Consider the following 20,943-nt stretch of genomic DNA (forward strand, 5'->3'; position numbering starts at 1 on the left):
AAAGACAGCGGGCGTTGCTAAATTTCTCCGCAATGTTTCCCAATAACAGGGTTTGATTTTGACGATGCTGGCACCGGAGGCATTCTTGTGATTGCGCCGAAGGTGATGTTTGGAGGCTGAGGAAATGTCGAAAGCGCCCAACCCTGTTGACAAATATGTCGGCAGCCGCGTGCGTATGCGCCGCATCATGTTGGGCATGAGCCAGGAAAAGCTTGGTGAAGCTTTGGGCCTGACTTTCCAGCAGATCCAGAAGTACGAGAAGGGCACGAATCGCGTCGGCGCGAGCCGCATCCAGCAGATCGCCGAGATTCTGCAGGTGCCGGTGTCGTTCCTGTTCGAGGGCGGACCGAGCGGCGTGGCTGGCCCGGACGGCTTCGCCGAAGGCGCCTCGCCTTCCTATGTCTCGGACTTCCTCGCGACCTCCGAAGGTCTCGCCTTGACCAAGGCGTTCACCCGAATCACTGATTCGAAGATGCGCCGCTCGATCGTCGATCTCGTCGAGCAGATCGCCGCCCGCGAAGGTCCCGACAAACGCTGACGCGACCGCTCAATCCGATTTGAGACTGCGCCAAATCTGGCCTATGTCGTCATTTGCGGCCGCGTTTCGCGCGCGCCCTCTTCGATGATGCGGTTCAAAGGCACAGATGCGTTCATGACCAAGTCCAATTGGTTCGATTCACAAACTATTCTCGATGGCATCCGCCGCTGGGTGGAGATCGAGACGCCGACGGACACACCTGAACAGGTCAACAAGCTGATCTCCGTGGTCGCGGAGCAATACCGCGATCTGCCGGTCACGCTCGAGCGCGTCGCCGGCGTCGATGGCTGCGGCGATCATCTCGCTGCACGCTCGACCTGGGGCCAGGACCGGCCGGGCATTTTGGTGTTGAGCCACCTCGATACCGTTCATCCCATGGGATTCATCGAGCGCCTGCCGTTCAAGGTCGAAGGCGACAGCGCGTTCGGTCCCGGCATCTACGACATGAAGGGCGGCGCCTATATCGCCCATCACGCCTTTCGCGCGCTCTGCGCCGCCGGCGATCGCTCGCCGCTCGGCATCACCCATTTGTTCACCTCCGACGAGGAGATCGGCAGCCCGACCTCGCGCAAGCTGATCGAGGCGGAAGGGCGCAAGGCCAAATACGTGCTGGTGACGGAGCCAGCGCGCGACGGCGGCAAGATCGTCACCGGACGCAAGGGCGTCGGGCGATTCGAAGTATTCATCAAGGGTGTGCCCGCACATGCCGGCACGCGGCCCCAGGATGGCCGCAGCGCGATCCGCGAGCTTGCCAACGTCATCTTGGCGCTGGAAGCGATGAACGATCTGGCACGCGGCGTTACGGTGAATGTCGGCGTGGCGCGCGGCGGCACGCGCCCCAACGTCACGCCGGAGGAGGCCTATGCCGAAGTCGACCTGCGCGTGCCGAGCTTTGCCGACGCGGAAGAGTTCGTCGGCAAGATCCTCGGGCTGACATCGAAGACGGATGGCGTCACCGTCAAGGTCACGGGCGGGCTCAACCGTCCGCCCTATGAGAAGAGCAATGCAGGCGCCTCGCTGTACGAGCACGCGAAGTCGCTTGCCACCGAGATCGGCTTCGAGCTGGTCGACACCCACACCGGCGGCGGCTCGGATGGCAATTTCACCGCCGCGCACACCGCAACGCTCGACGGACTCGGCGTCGACGGCAAGGGCGCGCACACCCATTATGAGCAGATCTACGTCTCGTCGCTCGAACCCCGCGCGCGGCTGCTCCATCGCCTGTACCAGACGCTGCGATGAGCGAACGCAAATCAGATCCCGATCGCGATGACAGCGAGCGCGCCTTCTTCGGGCGCCGCAAGGGCCACAAGCTCAGGCAGCACCAGGCCGAGCTGATCGATCATCTGCTGCCGCATCTTGCGCTCGACATCGCGGGCGAGAAGCCGGCGAATGCCAACGAGATCTTCGATCCCGCGGCGGACGATGTGCGGCTCGAGATCGGCTTCGGCGGCGGCGAGCATCTTGCGGCGGAGGCCCAGACCTTCGCCACGACCGGCTTCATCGGCTGCGAGCCCTATGTCAACGGCATGGCAAAGATCCTCGCGCAGATCGAGGCCGCCAACATCGGCAACATCCGTCTGTTCGCGGGCGATGCCGCCGAGCTCCTGGCCTGGCTGCCGCCGGCATCGCTGTCGCGGATCGACCTGATCCATCCCGATCCCTGGCCGAAGCGGCGGCACTGGAAGCGGCGCTTCGTCCAGGACCGCACCATCGCTGCGATGGCACGCGTGCTGAAGGCGGGCGGCGAATTCCGTTTCGTCTGCGACATTGACGATTACTGCGCCTGGACGCTGATGCATCTGGCGCGGTCGCAGGATTTTCAGTGGCTCGCCGAATGCGCCGACGATTTCCGGCAGCCATGGGCGGGCTACACCATGACGCGCTACGGCCGGAAGGCCACGCGCGAAGGGCGCAAGACGACTTACTTGCGCTTCAGGCGGGTCTAAATTTTTCGCGCTGTCCCTCCGCAAGCGTCATGCCCGGGCTAGTCCCGGCCATGACGACGAATATCCGTACTTTGATTAGATCGTTTGCCGGTTGCGCCAGAATTTCACGACGCGCTCGGCCGTCGACGGCATCAGGCGCGTGAAGTTCACGCGCGCCTGCTCGAGATCGGCATCGGCCGGCGTGCGATGCGGGCCGTACCACATCAGGATCAGCGCGCGCACCGTGGGCCAGCCGAGATTGAGCACGCGCCCCAGAATCAGAATCGGATCGTAGCGGTCGCCGGCGACCAGGCGATCGAGGATCGAGAGGCGGACGCCGGACATCGCCGCGAGCGAGGCGATCGATTCCTCGTATTTGAGCGCCTTGGCGAAGCCGAGCAGCGCGCTCTCGCCGAGATGACCCTCGCGATGCAGGGTCAGCACCGTGCGCTGTGCCGCCGAGAAATCGCGCCGCGGCCCCGGCGGCAGCGCGGCCTCCTCGATCGCCGCCATGGCGCGCTTGATCTCGACCTGGCGCACGGGATTGACCACGCTCGAGAGGCGGCGGCGGATGACGTCGAGCGTACCGTCGAGCAGCTGCTTCAGGTGCTCGCCCGAGAGATCGTTGCGCTGGCCGATCTTGAGCGTCAGCACGCCGTCCTGCGACGCACGCTTGATCAGCTCGGAATAGCTGCCTTGCGAGAATATCGCGCCGGCATTGCCCGCGGCGCGACGCACCACGTCGCGATCGCCGCGCTCGACCAGCACATCGGTGATGGCTGCCGACAGTGCGGGGCGCTCGGTCATCGCCAGCAGATGGCCCTGGCCCTTCAGCCGCGCGATCTCGACGAGCGCGGCGTCGTCGAGCACCGGCGAGCGGCGCAGCACCGGGCCCGCCACCATGATCTCGTTTTCGCGCGCGAGCTGGCTCACCAGATGCGGCGGCGCATTGTTCAGGCGCGAGAAGCGCTCGGCGAGGTCGACGCGCGAGGCGAGCTCGGCATGCGGAACGAGATCGATCAGCAGATTGTCGAAGAGATCGACGAGATCGGGACGGAGCTTCTCAGCGTCCTGGAAGAACAGCTGGGCGATGGCGCGCGCGATCTCACCACGACGCCGGGGGTCGCCGCGTTTGACGATCTCGTCCAGTCCGGGAATGAGCGACGTGGCAGCGGTCATGAAAACGCAACTCGTACAGGGCACGCCGCGGGTGCGCCCTTGGTCCAAGCCGCCCCACAATCAGGGAATTTAGGCCTGCTAGATGAAGGAAGCGTTGCGCGGGGGGCCACAGGCCGGGTGCAAAAAGCCTCGTCTTTCCCGCGATGGGCCTTGTCCGGGAGGGCGGAAAGGGCTATATCAGCGCCAATTCATCTTCTCATACGATCCGCGTAGTGAGAGTGGGCCCGAAAGGACCCGCTCTTTTTTATTACCTGAACGCGGCTTGGTGGAAGATAAGCTGCCCGGCGAGCTGCCGGGATAAAGAGTTCCGAGACAGGCTCTGCAAATCCTGACCTGTTCAAGTCCTTAACCAAGCCTTAACCATCGAGCGCCTTGACCCCTGATATGACCGAACCGAACACTGGTTCCACGGATGCCGAGTTGCTGGCCGAGCCGAGGCTCGTGGTCGAGCCGGGCGTGGCGGCACGTGTGTCTGCGGTCGCAGGTCCGGTGCTCGAGGGCATGGGCTACCGCCTGGTGCGGATCCGCATCTCCGGCGAGGCTGGCTGCACCGTGCAGATCATGGCCGAGCGGCCGGACGGCTCGATGCAGCTCGAGGATTGCGAAGCGATCTCGCGGGCGCTGTCGCCCGTGCTCGATGTCGCCGACCCCATCGACCGCGCCTACCGGCTGGAAATCTCCTCGCCGGGGATTGACCGTCCATTGGTACGCCGGTCGGATTTCGAGCGTTATTCCGGCCATCTGGTGAAGATCGACATGGCCGTCGCCCATGAGGGACGCAAGCGGTTCCGCGGCACGCTCGGTGCCGTCCAGGGCGACAGCGTGCATCTGCGTCGCGACGACGCCAAGGCGAGCGATAATCCCGACGTTCTCCTGACGATGGAAGACATCGGTGAGGCACGCTTGGTGCTGACCGACGAGCTGATCGCGGAATCCATGCGCCGCGGCAAGGCCGAGGAGCGCCAGATGCGCCGCGATCTCGGCATCGAGCCGCCGGCTGCACCGCACGCGGAGATCAGTGCGAAGACCACCAAGAACACCAAGCCGCAAAAGAAGAAGCCGGCCCCGACCAATACGAAGAAGCACCGCCTGGCCGCCGAACGCGCGCGGCGGGGCGAGATCGAGCCTGACGAAGGAGACTAGCCATGGCAGTCAGCGCCAATCGACTTGAATTGCTCCAGATCGCCGATGCCGTTGCGCGCGAGAAATCGATCGACCGCGGCATCGTCATCGCCGCGATGGAAGACGCCATCGCCAAGGCGGCACGGGCACGTTACGGCAGCGAGACTGACGTTCATGCCGAGATCGACCCGAAGAAGGGCGAGCTGCGGCTGTCGCGCCACATGCTGGTGGTCGAGAAGGTCGAAAATCATTCCAACCAGATCTCGCTGGTGGATGCGCAGCGCGCCAATCCCGGCGCCCAGGTCGGTGACACCATCGCCGATACGCTGCCGCCGCTGGAATATGGCCGCATCGCCGCGCAATCGGCCAAGCAGGTGATCGTGCAGAAGGTGCGCGAGGCCGAGCGCGACCGGCAATATCAGGAATTCAAGGACCGCATCGGCGACATCGTCAACGGCGTCGTCAAGCGCGTCGAATATGGCAGCGTGATCGTCGACCTCGGCCGCGGTGAAGCCATCATCCGCCGCGACGAGATGCTGCCGCGCGAAGTGTTCCGCAACGGCGACCGCGTCCGCGCCTACATCTTCGACGTCCGCCGTGAGACCCGCGGCCCGCAGATCTTCCTCTCCCGCACCCATCCGCAGTTCATGGCGAAGCTGTTCGCGCAGGAAGTGCCTGAGATCTATGACGGCATCGTCGAGATCAAGGCGGTGGCCCGCGATCCCGGCTCGCGCGCGAAAATCGGCGTGATTTCCCGCGATTCCTCGGTCGATCCGGTCGGCGCCTGCGTCGGCATGCGCGGCTCGCGCGTGCAGGCGGTGGTGAACGAGCTGCAAGGCGAGAAGATCGACATCATCCCGTGGTCGCCCGACATCGCGACCTTCGTGGTCAACGCGCTGGCGCCGGCCGAAGTCTCCAAGGTCGTCATCGACGAAGACCGCGAGCGCATCGAGGTCGTCGTGCCCGACACCAACAACCAGCTCTCGCTGGCGATCGGCCGCCGCGGCCAGAACGTGCGTCTGGCCTCGCAGCTCACCGGCTGGGACATCGACATCCTGACCGAGCAGGAGGAATCGGAGCGCCGCCAGGCCGACTTCGAGAACTCCACCCGCGTCTTCATGGAATCGCTCAATGTCGACGAGGTGGTCGGCCAATTGCTGGCGTCCGAAGGCTTCACCTCGGTCGAGGAGCTCGCGATGGTGGACCTCAAGGAACTCGCCGGCATCGAAGGCTTCGACGAGGAGACCGCGCAGGAGCTCCAGAACCGTGCCCGCGAATATCTCGAGCAGCAGGAGGCCGAGATCGAGGCCAAGCGCAAGGAGCTCGGTGTCGAGGACGCCGTCAAGGACGTGCCCGGCGTCACCTCCAAGATGCTGGTCAAGTTCGGCGAGAACGACATCAAGACCGTCGAGGACCTCGCCGGCTGCGCCACCGACGATCTGGTCGGCTGGACCGAGCGCAAGGAAGGCGGCGAGCAGACCAAATTCCCTGGTGCGCTCGACGGTATCGACATTTCCCGTGACGATGCCGAAGCCATGATCATGCAGGCCCGCGTCAAGGCCGGCTGGATCACCGAAGCCGATCTCGCGAAGCCCGCCGAAGAGGCCGAGGCGACCGAAGATCAGCCGGCTTAAGGACGAAGGAGAATGTCGCCCGGATGCTCGCTGATACTGACCACGATCTCGACCATGGACCGCGGACCGAAAGGTCCGCGACCATGCGGATGTGCGCGGTCAGTCGCGAGGTCCGGCCTATCGACGAGCTGATCCGCTTCGTCATTTCGCCGCAAGGCGACATAGTTCCCGATCTCAAGCGCAAGCTGCCCGGACGCGGCATGTGGGTTACCGCCTCGCGCGAGGTGGTTGCGGAAGCCGTGCGGCGTCACCAATTTAGCAAGGCCTTCAAGCGCGAGCTGCGCACTCCCCAGACGCTTCCCACCGACATCGAGGCGCTCCTGGTTCGGAGCGTGACGGAAGCCCTTGGGATTGCCGCCAAGGCGGGCCAGATTGTTGCCGGCTTCGGCAAGGTCGAAAGCGCCCTGCGGGAAGGCACGGTCGAGGTCCTGATCCATGCCAGCGACGGGGCCGCGGACGGAATCCGCAAATTAGACATGCTGGCACGTCAAAATGACGAGAATCGCGGCGCCAAGCCGCAGATTCCCGTCGTCACTGCGCTGAAATCGATAGAATTGGATTTGGCACTTACCCGGTCAAATGTGATACATGCTGCCCTGCTCGCGGGCCCGGCGAGCAAGTCATTCCTGTCACGTAGCCAGATGCTGGTCCGATACCGGATGGCGGACGATGACAAGACTGCCGAAAAGCCCGGCCAGGATTTCTGAGAGACAACGACGACCCGATAGGACGGTGCGGCAACGCACAATGCTAACAGATCAGGATTAGGACTACTGAATGGTTGATACCAAGACCCCTGACGACAAGAAGCTGAGCGTTCCGAGCAAGACGCTATCGCTCAAGCCGCGCGTCGAAACGGGCACTGTCCGCCAGAGCTTCAGCCATGGCCGCAGCAAGCAGGTCGTGGTCGAGAAGCGCGGCAAGCGCCGCGTTGACGGCAGCCCCGAGCCGCAGGCTCCCACGGTTGTTGCAAAGCCGGCGCCGGCCGCGTCTGCTCCCGCTCCCGCGCGCCCGGCACCGCCGCGCAACGCCGGCTCCGGCGTGGTGCTGCGCACGCTGACCGAGGACGAACGTTCCGCCCGCGCCAGCGCGCTGGCCGATGCCAAGGTGCGCGAAGTCGAAGAGCGCCGCCATGCCGAGGAAGAGGCCCAGCGCCGCGCTGTCCGCGAAAGCGCCGAGCGCGCCGAGCGCGAGGCTGCCGAAGCCCGCCGCAAGGCCGAGGAAGAGCGCCACCGCCACGAAGAGGAAGCCAAGCGCAAGGCCGAAACCGAGGCCAAGAAGCGTTTTGGCGAAGGCGAGCAGCCGCAATCCGCGGCACGCCCTGCAACGACGGCAACGACGACGGCCGCACCTGCTCCTGCACCGCGGCCCGGAGCGCCCGCGGCGCGGCCTGGCACCACCACCACGGCCCGCCCGGGAACAACGACGGCGCGGCCCGGAACGACCACGCAGCGGCCGGGAGGCCCGGTGGGTCGCGCCCCCGCTGTCGCAGCCGGACCGGACGAGGACGAGGGTCCGCGCCAGATCCGCCGCGGTCCCGGCGGCGCTGCGCGTCCCGCGCCGCCCCCGAAGACCACCCACAAGCCCGGTCCGCAGAAGGAGCGCGGCCGCCTGACCGTCGTCACCGCATTCAATGCCGACGACGTGCGCGAGCGCTCGATTGCCTCCTTCCGCCGCCGGACCCAGCGCCTGAAGGGTCACGCCTCGAACGAGCCGAAGGAAAAGCTCATCCGCGAGGTGATCATTCCGGAAGCGATCACGATCCAGGAGCTCGCCAACCGCATGGCCGAGCGCGCGGTCGACGTCATCCGCATGCTGATGAAGCAGGGCGCGATGCACAAGATCACCGATGTGATCGACGCCGACACGGCGCAGCTGATCGCGGAAGAACTGGGTCACACCGTCAAGCGCGTCGCCGCGTCGGACGTCGAAGAGGGTCTGTTCGACCAGGTCGACGATTCCACCGACACCGAGACGCGTTCGCCGGTGGTGACCGTGATGGGTCACGTCGACCACGGCAAGACCTCGCTGCTCGACGCGCTCCGCCATGCCAACGTCGTCTCCGGCGAGGCCGGCGGCATCACCCAGCATATCGGCGCCTATCAGGTGCTGTCGCCCGAAAGCGGCAAGAAGATCACCTTCATCGACACGCCCGGCCACGCCGCGTTCACCGCGATGCGCGCCCGCGGCGCCAAGGTGACCGACATCGTCGTGCTGGTGGTTGCTGCCGATGACGGCGTCATGCCGCAGACGATCGAAGCCATCAACCACGCCAAGGCGGCGCGGGTGCCGATCATCGTTGCCATCAACAAGATCGACAAGCCCGATGCCAAGCCCGAGCGCGTGCGCACCGAGTTGCTCCAGCACGAGGTGCAGGTCGAATCCTTCGGCGGCGAAGTCGTCGACGTCGAAGTGTCCGCCAAGAACAAGACCAATCTCGACAAGCTGCTCGAGATGATCGCGCTCCAGGCCGACATCCTCGACCTCAAGACCAATTCGGATCGCCCGGCCGAAGGCACCGTGATCGAAGCCAAGCTCGATCGCGGCCGTGGCCCGGTCGCGACCGTGCTGGTCCAGCGCGGCACGCTGCGTGTCGGTGACATCATCGTCGCCGGCGCCGAGATGGGCCGCGTCCGCGCGCTGATCTCGGATCAGGGCGAGACCGTGCAGGAGGCGGGTCCTTCGGTGCCGGTCGAGGTGCTCGGCTTCAACGGTCCGCCGGAAGCCGGCGATCGTCTCGCGGTGGTCGAGAACGAAGCCCGCGCCCGCCAGGTCACCAGCTACCGCGCGCACCAGAAGCGCGAGAACGCGGCTGCCTCAATCTCCGGCATGCGCGGCTCGCTCGAGCAGATGATGTCGCAATTGAAGACGGCGGGCCGCAAGGAATTCCCGCTGATCATCAAGGCCGACGTGCAAGGCTCGCTGGAAGCGATCCTCGGCTCGCTGGAGAAGCTCGGCACCGACGAAGTCGCTGCCCGCATCCTGCATGCCGGCGTCGGCGGCATCTCGGAATCGGACGTGACGCTCGCGGAAGGCTTCAACGCCGCGATCATTGGCTTCTCGGTTCGTGCCAACAAGGAGGCGGCCGCGGCCGCCAAGCGCAACGGCATCGAGATCCGCTACTACAACATCATCTACGACCTCGTGGACGACGTGAAGAAGGCGATGAGCGGCCTGCTCGCGCCGACCCTGCGCGAAACCATGCTGGGCAATGCCTCGATCCTGGAGATCTTCAACATCTCCAAGGTCGGCAAGGTTGCCGGCTGCCGCGTCACCGACGGCACCGTGGAACGCGGCGCCAATGTGCGCCTGATCCGCGACAACGTCGTCGTGCACGAAGGCAAGCTGTCGACGCTGAAGCGCTTCAAGGACGAAGTGAAGGAAGTGCAGTCCGGTCAGGAGTGCGGCATGGCCTTCGAGAACTACCACGACATGCGTGCCGGTGACGTGATCGAGTGTTATCGCGTGGAGACGATCCAGCGCTCCCTGTAAGTCCAAATCTTACCGAAGCGCCCGGATCTTTTTGAGCTGAAATTGCGGGAGTGCGATGGCCGGATTTATTCCGGCCATCCGCGCCGCATTCGTTTCAACAGGACAAATGACAATGCTCGTGTCCCAAACGCGGGCACGACGAGGTGATTTTCAACCATGCCCCGCCACCATCAGAAGAAAAGTTCCGCGCCGGGCGGCTCGCAACGCCAGTTGCGTGTCGGCGAGCAGGTTCGCCACGCGATGGCCGAGATTCTGGCGCAAGGCAATGTGCATGATGATGACCTCGAGGGTCACATCATCACCGTGCCGGAGGTGCGGATGTCGCCCGACCTGAAGCTCGCGACAGTCTATGTGATGCCGCTTGGTGGCCGCGATACCGAGGTCGTCATTGCTGCGCTCGAGCGCAACAAGAAATTCCTGCGCGGCGAGGTCGCGCATCGCGTTAACCTGAAATTTGCACCTGATCTTCGTTTCCGCGTCGACGAACGATTCGACGAAGCGGAACGGATCGAGAAGCTTTTGCGAACACCTGCGGTGCAGAAGGACCTGGAACAGGATCCGGATTCGGATCGGGAAGAAGAGTGATGACGATGGACCCGGCTCACGGCACGATCGGCGGCGAAGAGACCGATCAGCGCGACGTGCAGAAAAATAATTTTGCGGATCTCGGCGGCGATTCCCAGCCGCATCAGGAGCCGCGCCGCGTCAACAACGATCCCCGTGCCAACAAGCAGAAGGGCAACCAGCCGCGCCGCGACCGCCGCGACGTCCATGGCTGGGTCGTGCTCGACAAGCCGATCGGCATGACCTCGACGCAAGCGGTCGCCGTACTCAAGCGCCTGTTCAACGCCAAGCGCGCGGGACACGCCGGCACGCTCGACCCGCTCGCCTCCGGCGGCCTGCCGATCGCGCTCGGCGAGGCCACCAAGACGGTTCCCTTCGTGATGGACGGCCGCAAGCGCTACCAGTTCACCGTGTGCTGGGGCGAGGAGCGCGACACCGACGATATCGAGGGCCGGGTCACCGCGACCTCCGACCAGCGCCCGACCCGGGAGGCCATCCTGGCCCTGCTGCCCCGCTTCACCGGGGTGATCGAGCAGATCCCGCCGCGCTATTCCGCGATCAAGGTCCAGGGCGAGCGCGCCTATGACCTCGCCCGCGACGGCGAGGTCGTGGAACTGGCCCCCCGTCCGGTCGAAATTCACCATTTAACCCTTGTGGATCAACCGGATAACGACCGGGCGGTGTTCGAGGCCGAGTGCGGCAAGGGCACCTATGTCCGGGCGCTGGCCCGCGATATGGGCCGGATTCTCGGCACTTACGGCCATATCTGCGCGCTGCGGCGGACCCTGGTCGGCCCATTTGGCGAGAACGACATGATTCCGCTGGATCAGTTGGAGGCTTTATGCGATAGAGCCGCGTCCGGCGAGGGCAGCCTCGCCGACGCGCTGATGCCCGTTGAGACCGCGCTGGACGACATCCCGGCACTGGCCGTCACTCGGGCTGATGCGGCAAGGCTCCATAGGGGCCAGGCCGTTTTGTTGCGCGGACGGGATGCGCCCACTAGTAGCGGCACAGTCTATGTCACGGTGGCAGGCCGTCTATTGGCGCTTGCTGAAGTCGGCAACGGCGAAATCATCCCCAAGCGTGTGTTCAACCTGACCGGTCTGACTGCCAGCACCGGTCGCAACGAGAGAAATTGACGATGTCGATTGCCGCAGAACGCAAAGCGGAAGTCATCAAGACGAATGCCAACAAGGCCGGCGACACCGGCTCGCCGGAGGTTCAGGTCGCGATCCTGTCGGAACGCATCAACAACCTCACCAACCATTTCAAGACCCACGTGAAGGACAACCATTCGCGTCGCGGCCTCTTGAAGCTGGTTTCGACCCGCCGCTCGCTGCTCGACTACCTCAAGAAGAGGGACGAGGCGCGTTACAAGGCGCTGCTCGAGAAGCACAACATTCGTCGTTAAGTGTTCCCGCGCGCGCCACTGGCGCGCGTTTTCGTGCGTGGTTTCGAGCGAAAGCGTTTATTTAAAGGTTTTTGATCGAGGCTGCGTACGCGTCGGGTGCGAGCCCAAAGCGCGATAAGAATCGCACTTTGGATTGTTGTTTGAGCATGATCTTTTCGGAAAACCGCTTTGCACTTTTCCGGATCATGCTCGAGTGACGGCTAGCATCCGGGGCACGATGGGCGAGGACCGCAATCCGGTGTTCGCGTTCGTGCCGACTGACAGTCCAGCAGCAATCCGGCGGCTGGGCACAACGGGCAAGGCGCCCGTATGACCCGAGAGGATGGACGCCATCCGAAATCCGAAAACCATGGCAGGATCGCAGGACGCTGATCGCCCGCTTCGATCAACGTCCCGCAATCTTGCGCATGGTTTTTGTTTTTCGGGCCGTCCTTCTTTCGAGAACCCATGAAAGAAGACCTCTATGTTCAATAAGCATTCAGTCGAGATCGACTGGGGTGGACGCCCTCTCAAGCTCGAAACCGGCAAGATCGCGCGTCAGGCCGACGGCGCCGTCGTCGCCACCTATGGCGAGACCGTGGTGCTCGCCACCGTCGTCGCGGCGAAGGCGCCGCGCGAAGGCGTCGACTTCCTGCCGCTGACGGTCGACTACCAGGAGAAGACCTACGCAGCCGGCCGCATTCCCGGCGGCTATTTCAAGCGCGAGGGTCGTCCGACCGAGAAGGAGACGCTGGTCTCCCGCCTGATCGACCGTCCGATCCGTCCGCTATTCGTCGACGGCTGGCGCAACGAGACCCAGGTGATCGTCACCGTGCTGTCGCACGACATGGAGAACGATCCCGATATCGTGGCGCTGGTCGCCTCCTCGGCTGCGCTGACGCTGTCCGGCGCGCCCTTCAAGGGCCCGATCGGCGCCGCGCGCGTCGGCTTCGCCAATGACGAGTTCATTCTCAACCCGACGCTCGACGAGATGGTCGACACCCAGCTCGACCTCGTCGTCGCCGGCACCGCCGACGCCGTGCTGATGGTGGAATCGGAGGCCAAGGAGCTCAACGAGGACATCATGCTCGGCGCCGTGATGTTCGGTCACCGCCACTTCCAGCCAGTGATCAACGCCATCATCGAGCTGGCCGAGAAGGCCGCCAAGGAGCCGCGCGAAGTCACGGTGATCGACAATTCGGCGCTCGAGAAGGAAATGCTCGGCCTCGTCGAGCAGGAGCTGCGCGCCGCCTACGCCATTCCGGTCAAGCAGGATCGCTACGCCGCGGTCGGCAAGGTCAAGGAAAAGGTGATCGCCCATTACTTCCCCGAAGGGCAGGAGCCGAAATACGACAAGCTGCGCGTCTCCGCCGTGTTCAAGGAGCTGGAAGCCAAGATCGTTCGCTGGAACATCCTCGACACCGGCAAGCGCATCGACGGCCGCGATAGCAAGACCGTTCGCAACATCATCGCCGAAGTCGGCGTGCTGCCCCGCGCCCACGGCTCGGCCCTGTTCACCCGCGGCGAGACCCAGGCGCTGGTCGTGACCACGCTCGGCACCGGCGAGGACGAGCAGTATATCGACGCGCTGTCCGGAACGTACAAAGAGACGTTCCTGCTGCACTACAACTTCCCTCCCTACTCGGTCGGTGAGACCGGTCGCCTCGGCGGCACCAAGCGCCGCGAGATCGGCCACGGCAAGCTGGCCTGGCGCGCGATCCACCCGGTGCTGCCGCCGCATCACGAGTTCCCCTACACCACGCGCGTGGTGTCGGAGATTACCGAGTCGAACGGCTCGTCCTCGATGGCTTCGGTCTGCGGCGCGTCGCTGGCGCTGATGGATGCCGGCGTGCCGTTGAAGCGGCCGACCGCGGGTATCGCGATGGGCCTGATCCTCGAGGACAAGCGCTTCGCGGTGCTCTCGGACATCCTCGGTGACGAGGATCATCTCGGCGACATGGATTTCAAGGTGGCCGGCACGGAAGCGGGCATCACCTCGCTGCAGATGGACATCAAGATCGAGGGCATCACCGAGGAGATCATGAAGGTCGCGCTCGGTCAGGCCAAGGATGGTCGTATCCACATCCTCGGCGAAATGGCCAAGGCGCTCACCAACGCCCGCGCCGAGCTCGGCGAATACGCGCCGCGCATCGAGACCTTCAAGATCGCCACCGACAAGATCCGCGAAGTGATCGGCACCGGCGGCAAGGTGATCCGCGAGATCGTCGAGAAGACCGGCGCCAAGGTCAACATCGAGGACGACGGCACCGTGAAGGTCGCCTCCAGCGACGGCGAGGCGATGAAGGCCGCGATCAAGTGGATCAAGTCGATCGCGTCCGATCCGGAAGTCGGCCAGATCTATGACGGCACCGTCGTCAAGGTGATGGAGTTCGGCGCCTTCGTGAACTTCTTCGGCTCCAAGGACGGTCTCGTCCACATCAGCCAGCTCGCTTCGGCGCGCGTGCAGAAGACCTCCGACGTCGTCAAGGAAGGCGACAAGGTCAAGGTCAAGCTGCTCGGCTTCGACGATCGCGGCAAGACCCGGCTGTCGATGAAGGTGGTCGACCAGACCACCGGCGAAGACCTCGAGGGCAAGGGCGAGGGCGAGAAGGCCCCGCGCGAAGCCGCCGGCGAGTAATCGCTCCGCACATCAGAAACACGAAGGGCGGCCTCTCGGCCGCCCTTTTTGTTTGTGTTCGACGTATTGCTTCTCCGCAGTTCGTAGCCCGCATGAAGCAAAGCGTAATGCGGGGCCAGTTTCCCGGATTGCGCTGCGCTCCATCCGGGCTACGGGAAGTCACCTCTCCCGCGAGCGGGAGAGGTGCAACAAACTCAGGCCGCGAGGTCGTACCGGTCGAGGTTCATCACCTTGGTCCAGGCCTTGGCGAAGTCCTGCACGAACTGCTGCTTGGCGTCCGACGAGGCATAGACCTCGGCGAAGGCACGGAGCTGCGAGTGCGCACCGAAGATCAGATCGGCGCGCGTGCCGGTCCACTTCACCGCGTTGGTCTTGCGGTCGCGGGCCTCGTAGGTGCCGTCAGCCACCGGCGTCCACTGCGCGCTCATGTCGAGCAGGTTGACGAAGAAGTCGTTGCTCAGCGTGCCCACCTTCGCGGTGAGGATGCCGTGCTTCGAACCGTTCGCATTGGCGCCGAGCACACGCAGGCCGCCAACCAGCACGGTCAGCTCGGGTCCACTCAGCTTCAGCAGCTGCGCGCGATCGACGAGGGCTTCCTCCTGCTGCAGGAACTGATGCTTCTTGCCGACATAGTTGCGGAAGCCATCGGCCCGCGGCTCCAGCGGGGCGAAGGAGTCCGCGTCGGTCTGCTCCTGCGAGGCATCCATGCGGCCCGGCGTGAAGCCAACCTTCACGTCGACGCCGGCATCCTTCGCAGCCTTCTCGACCGCGGCAGAACCGCCGAGGACGATGAGGTCGGCGAGCGAGACCTTCTTCGCACCGGCCGATGCGTTGAAGTCCTTCTGGATCGCTTCGAGCTTGCCGAGAACCTTGGAGAGCTGAGCCGGCTGGTTCACCTCCCAATCCTTCTGCGGGGCAAGACGGATACGCGCGCCGTTCGCGCCGCCGCGCTTGTCCGAGCCGCGGAACGTCGAAGCCGACGCCCAGGCGGTCGAGACCAGCTCGGAGACCGAAAGGCCAGAAGCCAGGATCTTGGTCTTCAGCGCGGCGATGTCCTGGTCGCCGACCAGCTCGTGGTTCACCTTCGGAATCGGATCCTGCCAGATCAGCGTTTCCTTCGGCACCAGCGGGCCGAGATAGCGCTGGATCGGACCCATGTCGCGGTGGGTGAGCTTGAACCAGGCGCGGGCAAACGCGTCCGCGAACTGATCCGGATTCTCCAGGAAGCGACGCGAGATCTTCTCGTAGGCCGGATCGAGGCGCAGGGAGAGGTCGGTCGTCAGCATCGTCGGCCGGTGCTTCTTCGACTTGTCGAAGGCATCCGGAATGATCGCCTCGGCGCCCTTGGCGGTCCACTGATTCGCGCCGCCCGGGCTCTTCGTCAGCTCCCATTCGTACTTGAACAGGTTCTCGAAGAAGTTGTTGCTCCACTTGGTCGGCGTCGTCGTCCAGGTCACCTCGAGACCGCTGGTGATGGAATCGCCCGCCAGGCCCGAAGCGTGCTTGCTCTTCCAGCCGAGGCCCTGATCCTCGAGCGCACCCGCTTCCGGCTCCGGACCGACCAGCGACGGATCGCCCGCGCCGTGGGTCTTGCCGAAGGTGTGGCCGCCGGCGATCAGCGCGACTGTTTCCTCGTCGTTCATCGCCATGCGGGCGAACGTCTCGCGGATGTCCTTGGCCGCGGCGACCGGGTCAGGCTTGCCGTTCGGACCTTCCGGATTGACGTAGATCAAGCCCATCTGCACCGCGCCGAGCGGCTCGGCGAGCTGGCGCTCGCCGCTGTAGCGCTCGTCGCCCAGCCACGTGCCTTCAGGACCCCAGTAGAGCTCTTCCGGCTCCCACACGTCGGCGCGGCCGCCGGCGAACCCGAAGGTCTTGAAGCCCATCGATTCCAGCGCGACGTTGCCGGCGAGCACCATCAGATCGGCCCAGGAGATCTTGCGGCCGTATTTCTGCTTGATCGGCCAGAGCAGACGGCGCGCCTTGTCGAGATTGGCGTTGTCGGGCCAGCTGTTGAGCGGTGCGAAACGCTGCTGACCGGCACCGGCGCCACCGCGGCCGTCCGTGGTGCGATAGGTGCCCGCGCTGTGCCAGGCCATGCGGATCATGAGTCCGCCATAGTGGCCGAAGTCGGCGGGCCACCATTCCTGCGAGTCCGTCATCAGAGCCGTCAGGTCCTTGATGACGGCATTCAGGTCGAGCGACTTGAACTCCTTGGCATAGTCGAACTCCTTGCCCATCGGGTCGGACAAGGTTGAATTCTTGTGCAGCATCTCGATGCTGAGCTGGGTCGGCCACCAGTCGCGGTTCACGCGCGTGGGTTTTCCGCCCGAAAACGGGCACTTCGAAGTGTCATCCATGAATACCTCCTCTGGTGGCGTCGAACTCGCGCCCTTGACCAGGTAGAATTACTCTAGGCTTCGCATTCGATCAGGGGAAGTTGACTTTAATGATCGCTGCGATAGGATTTTCTGATGGCCAACGTGACGATGCGCCAGCTCAGATATTTCGACGCGCTGGCGCGTCACGGCCATTTCGGCCGCGCGGCGGAGGCAAGCTCGATTTCCCAGCCGGCCCTGTCGATGCAGATCAAGGAACTTGAGGAGGCGCTCGGCGGCCTGCTTCTGGAGCGCAGCGCCCGGCAGGTGGCGCTGACCCGGTTCGGCGAGGAGCTCGCACCGCGCGTCCGTGACATCCTGCGCTCGGTCGATGAGCTCGGCGATTTCGCACGCGCCTCGCAGGACCGCTTTGCGGGCCGGCTGCGCATCGGCATGATCCCGACGATCGCGCCCTATTTGCTGCCCAAGATCACCAAGAATCTCACGCGCATGCATCCGGAGCTCGACATCCGCGTGCGCGAGACGATGACGCCGCGGCTGATCCAGGAACTGGTGGAAGGCCGGCTCGACACAGCCATCGTTGCATTGCCGGTGTCCGAGCCTTCGCTCACCGAGGTCGCGCTGTTCGACGAAAAATTCCTGCTGGTGCGGCCAGGCTCCGACGAAGGCACGCCGGTACCATCGCGCGAGATGATGCGCGAGATGCGGCTGCTGCTGCTCGAAGAGGGGCACTGCTTCCGCGATCAGGCGCTGTCGTTCTGCAACATGCAATCGGCGCCGCCGCGCGAGATGCTGGATGCGAATTCGCTGTCGACGCTGGTCCAGATGGTCAGCGCCGGAATCGGCGTCACCTTGATCCCGGAAATGGCGGTGCCGGTGGAGACGCGATCGGCCTCGGTCTCGCTGTCGCGCTTCCGCGATCCCGAGCCCTCGCGCACCATCGGCATGGTCTGGCGCAAGACCAGCCCGCTGGCGCGGCAGCTGCTGCAGATCTCCGAGGTGGTGTGCCTGTCGGCCGGTAAGGCGCGCCCGCGGCAGGCCACGCGCGGCCAACGTGGGTAGGCGGGAATTTTCCTGGATAGCCGGGATCATTCAAGCGAGCCCCCGCGCAAGGCGGGCAGATCGAACCGAGAGCACCGATGTCTGATCCGATCATCCGTCCCGCGCGCCCCGGCGAATATGACGAGATCGGCCGCGTCTGGATGGAAAGCTGGGTCTCCACCGGCCTCGCCGAGGCGAGTGAGTTCCTGCTGGCAAATCTGCGCGCACGCATCAGACGCGAGATCGAGAACGGCTGGAGCCTGTTCGTCGCCGACGACGAGGGCACGATCGCCGCCATGCTGGCGCTGCATCTGCCAAAACTCTATCTCGACATGCTTTTCGTCGGGCCCGCCTACCAGGGGCAATCGCTCGGACGGCAATTGCTTGCCTTCACGCGCACGCACATGCCGGATGAAATGTATCTGCGCTGCGTCCGCGAAAACGAAAAGGCCTGGCGCTGGTACGAGCGCGAAGGCTTTGTGTTCGAGAAGGAAGAGATCGAGCCGTCGAATGGGTTCGTGATGAAGTATTATCGGTGGAAGCGGCCGCGGCTCACCGGATAGACAGCGATCCCGGGCTGCAGCTTGCGGTTGTCACGATCCCACCCTAGTGTGGCGTATCCGATGACCTCCCGCCTCTGATCCTTGGAATCCATGTTTCGATTTGCTGCCCCGGTGCTCATCCTGCTGTCCTTCCTGACTTCGGCAGCAGCGCAAACCCCTCCCGCAACCACCGCTCCCGCCGCTCAGACCGCACCACAAGCAAAGCCAACAGCCAAGAAAGCGACGGTGAAGCCGAAGGCGGCGCCGAAGCCTGCGGAGTCGGCGACTGCCGGTCCTTGTGGCGTCGGCGTGATTGCGGGGACGGGGGACATCTTCGTCGTCCAGAAGATCGGTCTGACCGTGTTCGGCAACGACTATGCCGAAGTCCCGGTATCCTGGGGCCTCGACGACCTCGTCTTTGCGCGGGCGCGGGCCGCAGCAGGCAGCACGCCGGTGCGACGGATCACTTACGCCAAGGGCGCGCTCGATTCCTACTACCACCCCAAATCCGGCCTGTTCCGCAATCAGCGCGAAGAGCTGTCGAACCTGATCCGGCAGGTCGCAGGCAATGCCGGTTGCGAGCGCTATCTCGTCGTCATGCGCAGCGAAGGACAGCTTGACGGGACCAATCAGTCGCTCAGCGGCGTCGGCATCTTCAGCCGGGGCGTCGGTCTCATCTCATATGCTTATGTCTTCTCCTATATCGGCGTGACGTGGGTCGATGGCCGCACCTTCGAGATCATGAAAGGCCCCGCCGTAACGTTCGAAGGCGTCATGAAGCATATGGCGGACAACTTCGTTTCGAACGAACTTTTGCAGAAGGTGGACAAGTCCATGTTTCCGGAGACGGCGGCGGACTCCGCCAACAACACCGCCCTGCGCGACACCACGCGCGACTTCCTGACCAAACGGCTGGACAAGATCTTGCCGCCGTATTTCGCGCAGTGACGATGCTGAAAGGAAGCCAAGCTCGTAAGAAAGCGATGATCAAGGCGATGCAGGCCTTCGCAATGATCGTCGCGGCGCATCAGCTCTCGGCGGCGGGAGTCGGAGCCCAGGCTGCATCAAAGACGAGCACGGCCAAGTCATCGAACGCGTCCTCAACGGCACCAGCAGAGAGCGGCCCATGTCAGATCGGCGTCATCCCGATCGCCGGCGACCTCTTCATGATCAATAAGTACGGTCCCCTGAAGTTCCTGGACAAATACTCGCGGACCGCCGTGACCGCGTGGGCACTCGACGACCTCGTCGTGTCCCGCGTTCGCGCGGCTGCGCCCGGCAGCTCCGTGCGTAGAGTCACCTACACCAGGGAGGAGCTGAAATCCGGCGGCCGGCGGGAGCAGAATCCGTTCTTCTACCGCGCCGAAAAAGACATCGCGGACTTCGTTCGGTTTCTCGCACCAAGGCTTCGTTGCGAACGTTATGTCGTGGTGCACCGGCACAGCGGAACGCATCGCGAATACGGCATTGGAATCTCGCAGTACCCTTACGACAGATCCGTGCATCTCTACGCGATCATGTACATCCGGGTTTATGACGGCGGGTCTTTTGCGTTGATCAAGGAAGCGCAGGCCTTGATGACTGACGACACCTACATCGACCGCTTGCTGCGCAATCCGCTTGGTGGACCGACACGCGAGCTGGATCAGGCAATGTTTCCGGAGAAGCCCGCGGATGTTGTCAATAATCCGGTATTGCGCGACGGCGTGCGTGCCATGCTGACGGCAAGTCTCGACAAGACATTGCCGCCCTTGCTCCGGCACTAGGACACCCTGCGCTCTGATTGAGAACACCACCGTCAACCGGTCGCGTTGACCAACATGTCGTTTGCGCGGCTGACCTCCTGCCTAGGCGTAGTGCGTTGCGAATGCGCGGCAAACGCGCCATGAATTGCGCGCTATTGCCTCGCGCCAATGGAAGGTTTCCCGCCATGATCAAGCTTTATTGGTCGCCCCGCTCGCGCTCGTTCACAACGCTCTGGCTGATGGAAGAGAGCGGCCTGCCCTATGAGCGCGTGCTGACCGACATCTCGACCGGCGCGCAGAAAGCGCCGGACTTTTTGAAGGTCAATCCGATGGGCAAGGTCCCGGCGCTCGCCGACGGCGATGCCGCGCTCGGCGAAGCCGCTGCGATCTGCGCCTACATCGCCGACCGCTATCCCGAAGCGAAGCTGGCGCCTGCCGTGACCGATCCGCGTCGCGCGCGCTATCTGCAATGGCTGTTCTTCTCGCCGGGCTGCATCGAGCCGGCGATCATCCAGATCTTCACCAAGATCGAGATCCCGACCTCGACGGCGGCCTGGGGCAGCGCCACGCAGGTGTTCGACGTGCTGGAAGCTGCGCTCGCGAAGGGACCGTGGATCCTCGGCGAGGAGTTTTCCGCCGCAGACATCACGGTCGGCTCCGGCCTGAACTTCGCAGTGCGACTGTTCAAGATGGTGCCGTCGCGTCCGGCCTTCGATGCCTATCTCGCGCGTTGCATGGCGCGGCCGGCGTTCCAGCGGGCGGAGCAGATCGCGGCCGGATGAGACAGCTCG

General features: G+C 64.3%; 18 protein-coding genes. 16 read left to right on the plus strand and 2 right to left on the minus strand.

Translation table 11 applies throughout. The features are described from left to right. Positions 1-124: 124 nt before the first annotated feature. From AB7008_RS00215 to AB7008_RS00225, 3 genes are all read left to right on the plus strand, one after another. Positions 125-538: a helix-turn-helix domain-containing protein gene (locus AB7008_RS00215; RefSeq protein ID WP_008131807.1), complete on the plus strand. Its 414-nt coding sequence runs from the start codon at positions 125-127 to the stop codon at positions 536-538. A gap of 84 nt (positions 539-622) precedes the next feature. Then, positions 623-1,780: a M20 family metallopeptidase gene (locus AB7008_RS00220; protein ID WP_304492158.1), complete on the plus strand. Its 1,158-nt coding sequence runs from the start codon at positions 623-625 to the stop codon at positions 1,778-1,780. Beyond that, the gene (locus tag AB7008_RS00225; RefSeq protein WP_304492159.1) at positions 1,777-2,487 is read left to right on the plus strand and encodes a tRNA (guanine(46)-N(7))-methyltransferase TrmB; all 711 of its coding nucleotides are present in this window, start codon (positions 1,777-1,779) and stop codon (positions 2,485-2,487) included. Before AB7008_RS00220 ends, AB7008_RS00225 begins: the two co-directional genes overlap by 4 nt. A gap of 75 nt (positions 2,488-2,562) precedes the next feature. On the opposite strand, the gene AB7008_RS00230 is transcribed toward AB7008_RS00225, so the two are convergent. After that, entirely contained in the window at positions 2,563-3,645 is a 1,083-nt protein-coding gene (locus AB7008_RS00230; RefSeq protein ID WP_304492160.1) for a DUF2336 domain-containing protein, read from the minus strand. A gap of 384 nt (positions 3,646-4,029) precedes the next feature. Here AB7008_RS00230 and rimP point away from each other — a divergent pair, with 384 nt between their 5' ends. The 8 genes from rimP to pnp all read left to right on the plus strand — a co-directional run bounded on the left by rimP (position 4,030) and on the right by pnp (position 14,485). Continuing rightward, positions 4,030-4,788 (plus strand): ribosome maturation factor RimP, encoded by a 759-nt coding sequence (gene rimP / locus AB7008_RS00235; protein ID WP_304492161.1) that lies wholly within the window; start codon positions 4,030-4,032, stop codon positions 4,786-4,788. Between the two features lie 2 nt (positions 4,789-4,790). Then, entirely contained in the window at positions 4,791-6,401 is a 1,611-nt protein-coding gene (nusA, locus tag AB7008_RS00240) for a transcription termination factor NusA (RefSeq protein WP_014490968.1), read from the plus strand. Between the two features lie 23 nt (positions 6,402-6,424). Next, positions 6,425-7,108 (plus strand): RNA-binding protein, encoded by a 684-nt coding sequence (locus AB7008_RS00245; RefSeq protein ID WP_304492162.1) that lies wholly within the window; start codon positions 6,425-6,427, stop codon positions 7,106-7,108. A 70-nt stretch (positions 7,109-7,178) separates the two neighbouring features. Further along, positions 7,179-9,893, plus strand: a complete 2,715-nt coding sequence (gene infB / locus AB7008_RS00250) for a translation initiation factor IF-2 (protein ID WP_028155407.1) — start codon at positions 7,179-7,181, stop codon at positions 9,891-9,893. A 156-nt stretch (positions 9,894-10,049) separates the two neighbouring features. Further along, positions 10,050-10,478 carry a 30S ribosome-binding factor RbfA gene (rbfA, locus tag AB7008_RS00255; protein WP_014490965.1) on the plus strand — a complete coding sequence of 143 codons (429 nt, stop codon included), beginning with the start codon at positions 10,050-10,052 and terminating at the stop codon, positions 10,476-10,478. Beyond that, complete coding sequence (gene truB / locus AB7008_RS00260) at positions 10,478-11,596, plus strand: tRNA pseudouridine(55) synthase TruB (RefSeq protein WP_014490964.1); 1,119 nt, start codon at positions 10,478-10,480, stop codon at positions 11,594-11,596. Before rbfA ends, truB begins: the two co-directional genes overlap by 1 nt. A 2-nt stretch (positions 11,597-11,598) precedes the next feature. After that, a complete protein-coding gene (gene rpsO, locus AB7008_RS00265) occupies positions 11,599-11,868 on the plus strand; it encodes a 30S ribosomal protein S15 (protein WP_008131787.1) in 270 nt (89 codons plus the stop codon). Positions 11,869-12,331: 463 nt separating this feature from the next. Next, on the plus strand, positions 12,332-14,485 hold the full coding sequence (gene pnp / locus AB7008_RS00270) for a polyribonucleotide nucleotidyltransferase (RefSeq protein ID WP_028155408.1): 2,154 nt from the start codon (positions 12,332-12,334) through the stop codon (positions 14,483-14,485). Positions 14,486-14,679: 194 nt separating this feature from the next. On the opposite strand, the gene katG is transcribed toward pnp, so the two are convergent. Beyond that, a complete protein-coding gene (gene katG, locus AB7008_RS00275; protein ID WP_304492164.1) occupies positions 14,680-16,845 on the minus strand; it encodes a catalase/peroxidase HPI in 2,166 nt (721 codons plus the stop codon). A gap of 114 nt (positions 16,846-16,959) precedes the next feature. On the opposite strand from katG, the gene AB7008_RS00280 reads away from it, so the two are divergent. The 5 genes from AB7008_RS00280 (at position 16,960) to AB7008_RS00300 (ending at position 20,934) form a co-directional block, all read left to right on the plus strand. After that, positions 16,960-17,886 carry a hydrogen peroxide-inducible genes activator gene (locus AB7008_RS00280; RefSeq protein ID WP_304492165.1) on the plus strand — a complete coding sequence of 309 codons (927 nt, stop codon included), beginning with the start codon at positions 16,960-16,962 and terminating at the stop codon, positions 17,884-17,886. A gap of 77 nt (positions 17,887-17,963) precedes the next feature. Continuing rightward, on the plus strand, positions 17,964-18,428 hold the full coding sequence (locus tag AB7008_RS00285; RefSeq protein ID WP_304492166.1) for a GNAT family N-acetyltransferase: 465 nt from the start codon (positions 17,964-17,966) through the stop codon (positions 18,426-18,428). A gap of 225 nt (positions 18,429-18,653) precedes the next feature. Continuing rightward, on the plus strand, positions 18,654-19,355 hold the full coding sequence (locus AB7008_RS00290; RefSeq protein WP_304492167.1) for a hypothetical protein: 702 nt from the start codon (positions 18,654-18,656) through the stop codon (positions 19,353-19,355). 62 nt (positions 19,356-19,417) lie between these two features. Further along, entirely contained in the window at positions 19,418-20,173 is a 756-nt protein-coding gene (locus AB7008_RS00295) for a hypothetical protein (protein WP_304492168.1), read from the plus strand. Between the two features lie 164 nt (positions 20,174-20,337). Beyond that, entirely contained in the window at positions 20,338-20,934 is a 597-nt protein-coding gene (locus AB7008_RS00300) for a glutathione S-transferase family protein (RefSeq protein ID WP_063980146.1), read from the plus strand. Positions 20,935-20,943: the final 9 nt, after the last annotated feature.

It is taken from the genome of Bradyrhizobium sp. 521_C7_N1_3, from assembly GCF_052075975.1.
Lineage (GTDB): Bacteria > Pseudomonadota > Alphaproteobacteria > Rhizobiales > Xanthobacteraceae > Bradyrhizobium > Bradyrhizobium japonicum.

Bases quoted from the DNA above. Each gene is read 5' to 3' on its own strand.
- AB7008_RS00215 (WP_008131807.1), top strand. From the start codon at position 125: ATGTCGAAAGCGCCCAACCCTGTTGACAAATATGTCGGCAGCCGCGTG.
- AB7008_RS00220 (WP_304492158.1), top strand. From the start codon at position 623: ATGATGCGGTTCAAAGGCACAGATGCGTTCATGACCAAGTCCAATTGG.
- AB7008_RS00225 (WP_304492159.1), top strand. From the start codon at position 1,777: ATGAGCGAACGCAAATCAGATCCCGATCGCGATGACAGCGAGCGCGCC.
- AB7008_RS00230 (WP_304492160.1), bottom strand. From the start codon at position 3,645: ATGACCGCTGCCACGTCGCTCATTCCCGGACTGGACGAGATCGTCAAA.
- rimP (WP_304492161.1), top strand. From the start codon at position 4,030: ATGACCGAACCGAACACTGGTTCCACGGATGCCGAGTTGCTGGCCGAG.
- nusA (WP_014490968.1), top strand. From the start codon at position 4,791: ATGGCAGTCAGCGCCAATCGACTTGAATTGCTCCAGATCGCCGATGCC.
- AB7008_RS00245 (WP_304492162.1), top strand. From the start codon at position 6,425: ATGCTCGCTGATACTGACCACGATCTCGACCATGGACCGCGGACCGAA.
- infB (WP_028155407.1), top strand. From the start codon at position 7,179: ATGGTTGATACCAAGACCCCTGACGACAAGAAGCTGAGCGTTCCGAGC.
- rbfA (WP_014490965.1), top strand. From the start codon at position 10,050: ATGCCCCGCCACCATCAGAAGAAAAGTTCCGCGCCGGGCGGCTCGCAA.
- truB (WP_014490964.1), top strand. From the start codon at position 10,478: ATGACGATGGACCCGGCTCACGGCACGATCGGCGGCGAAGAGACCGAT.
- rpsO (WP_008131787.1), top strand. From the start codon at position 11,599: ATGTCGATTGCCGCAGAACGCAAAGCGGAAGTCATCAAGACGAATGCC.
- pnp (WP_028155408.1), top strand. From the start codon at position 12,332: ATGTTCAATAAGCATTCAGTCGAGATCGACTGGGGTGGACGCCCTCTC.
- katG (WP_304492164.1), bottom strand. From the start codon at position 16,845: ATGGATGACACTTCGAAGTGCCCGTTTTCGGGCGGAAAACCCACGCGC.
- AB7008_RS00280 (WP_304492165.1), top strand. From the start codon at position 16,960: ATGGCCAACGTGACGATGCGCCAGCTCAGATATTTCGACGCGCTGGCG.
- AB7008_RS00285 (WP_304492166.1), top strand. From the start codon at position 17,964: ATGTCTGATCCGATCATCCGTCCCGCGCGCCCCGGCGAATATGACGAG.
- AB7008_RS00295 (WP_304492168.1), top strand. From the start codon at position 19,418: ATGATCGTCGCGGCGCATCAGCTCTCGGCGGCGGGAGTCGGAGCCCAG.
- AB7008_RS00300 (WP_063980146.1), top strand. From the start codon at position 20,338: ATGATCAAGCTTTATTGGTCGCCCCGCTCGCGCTCGTTCACAACGCTC.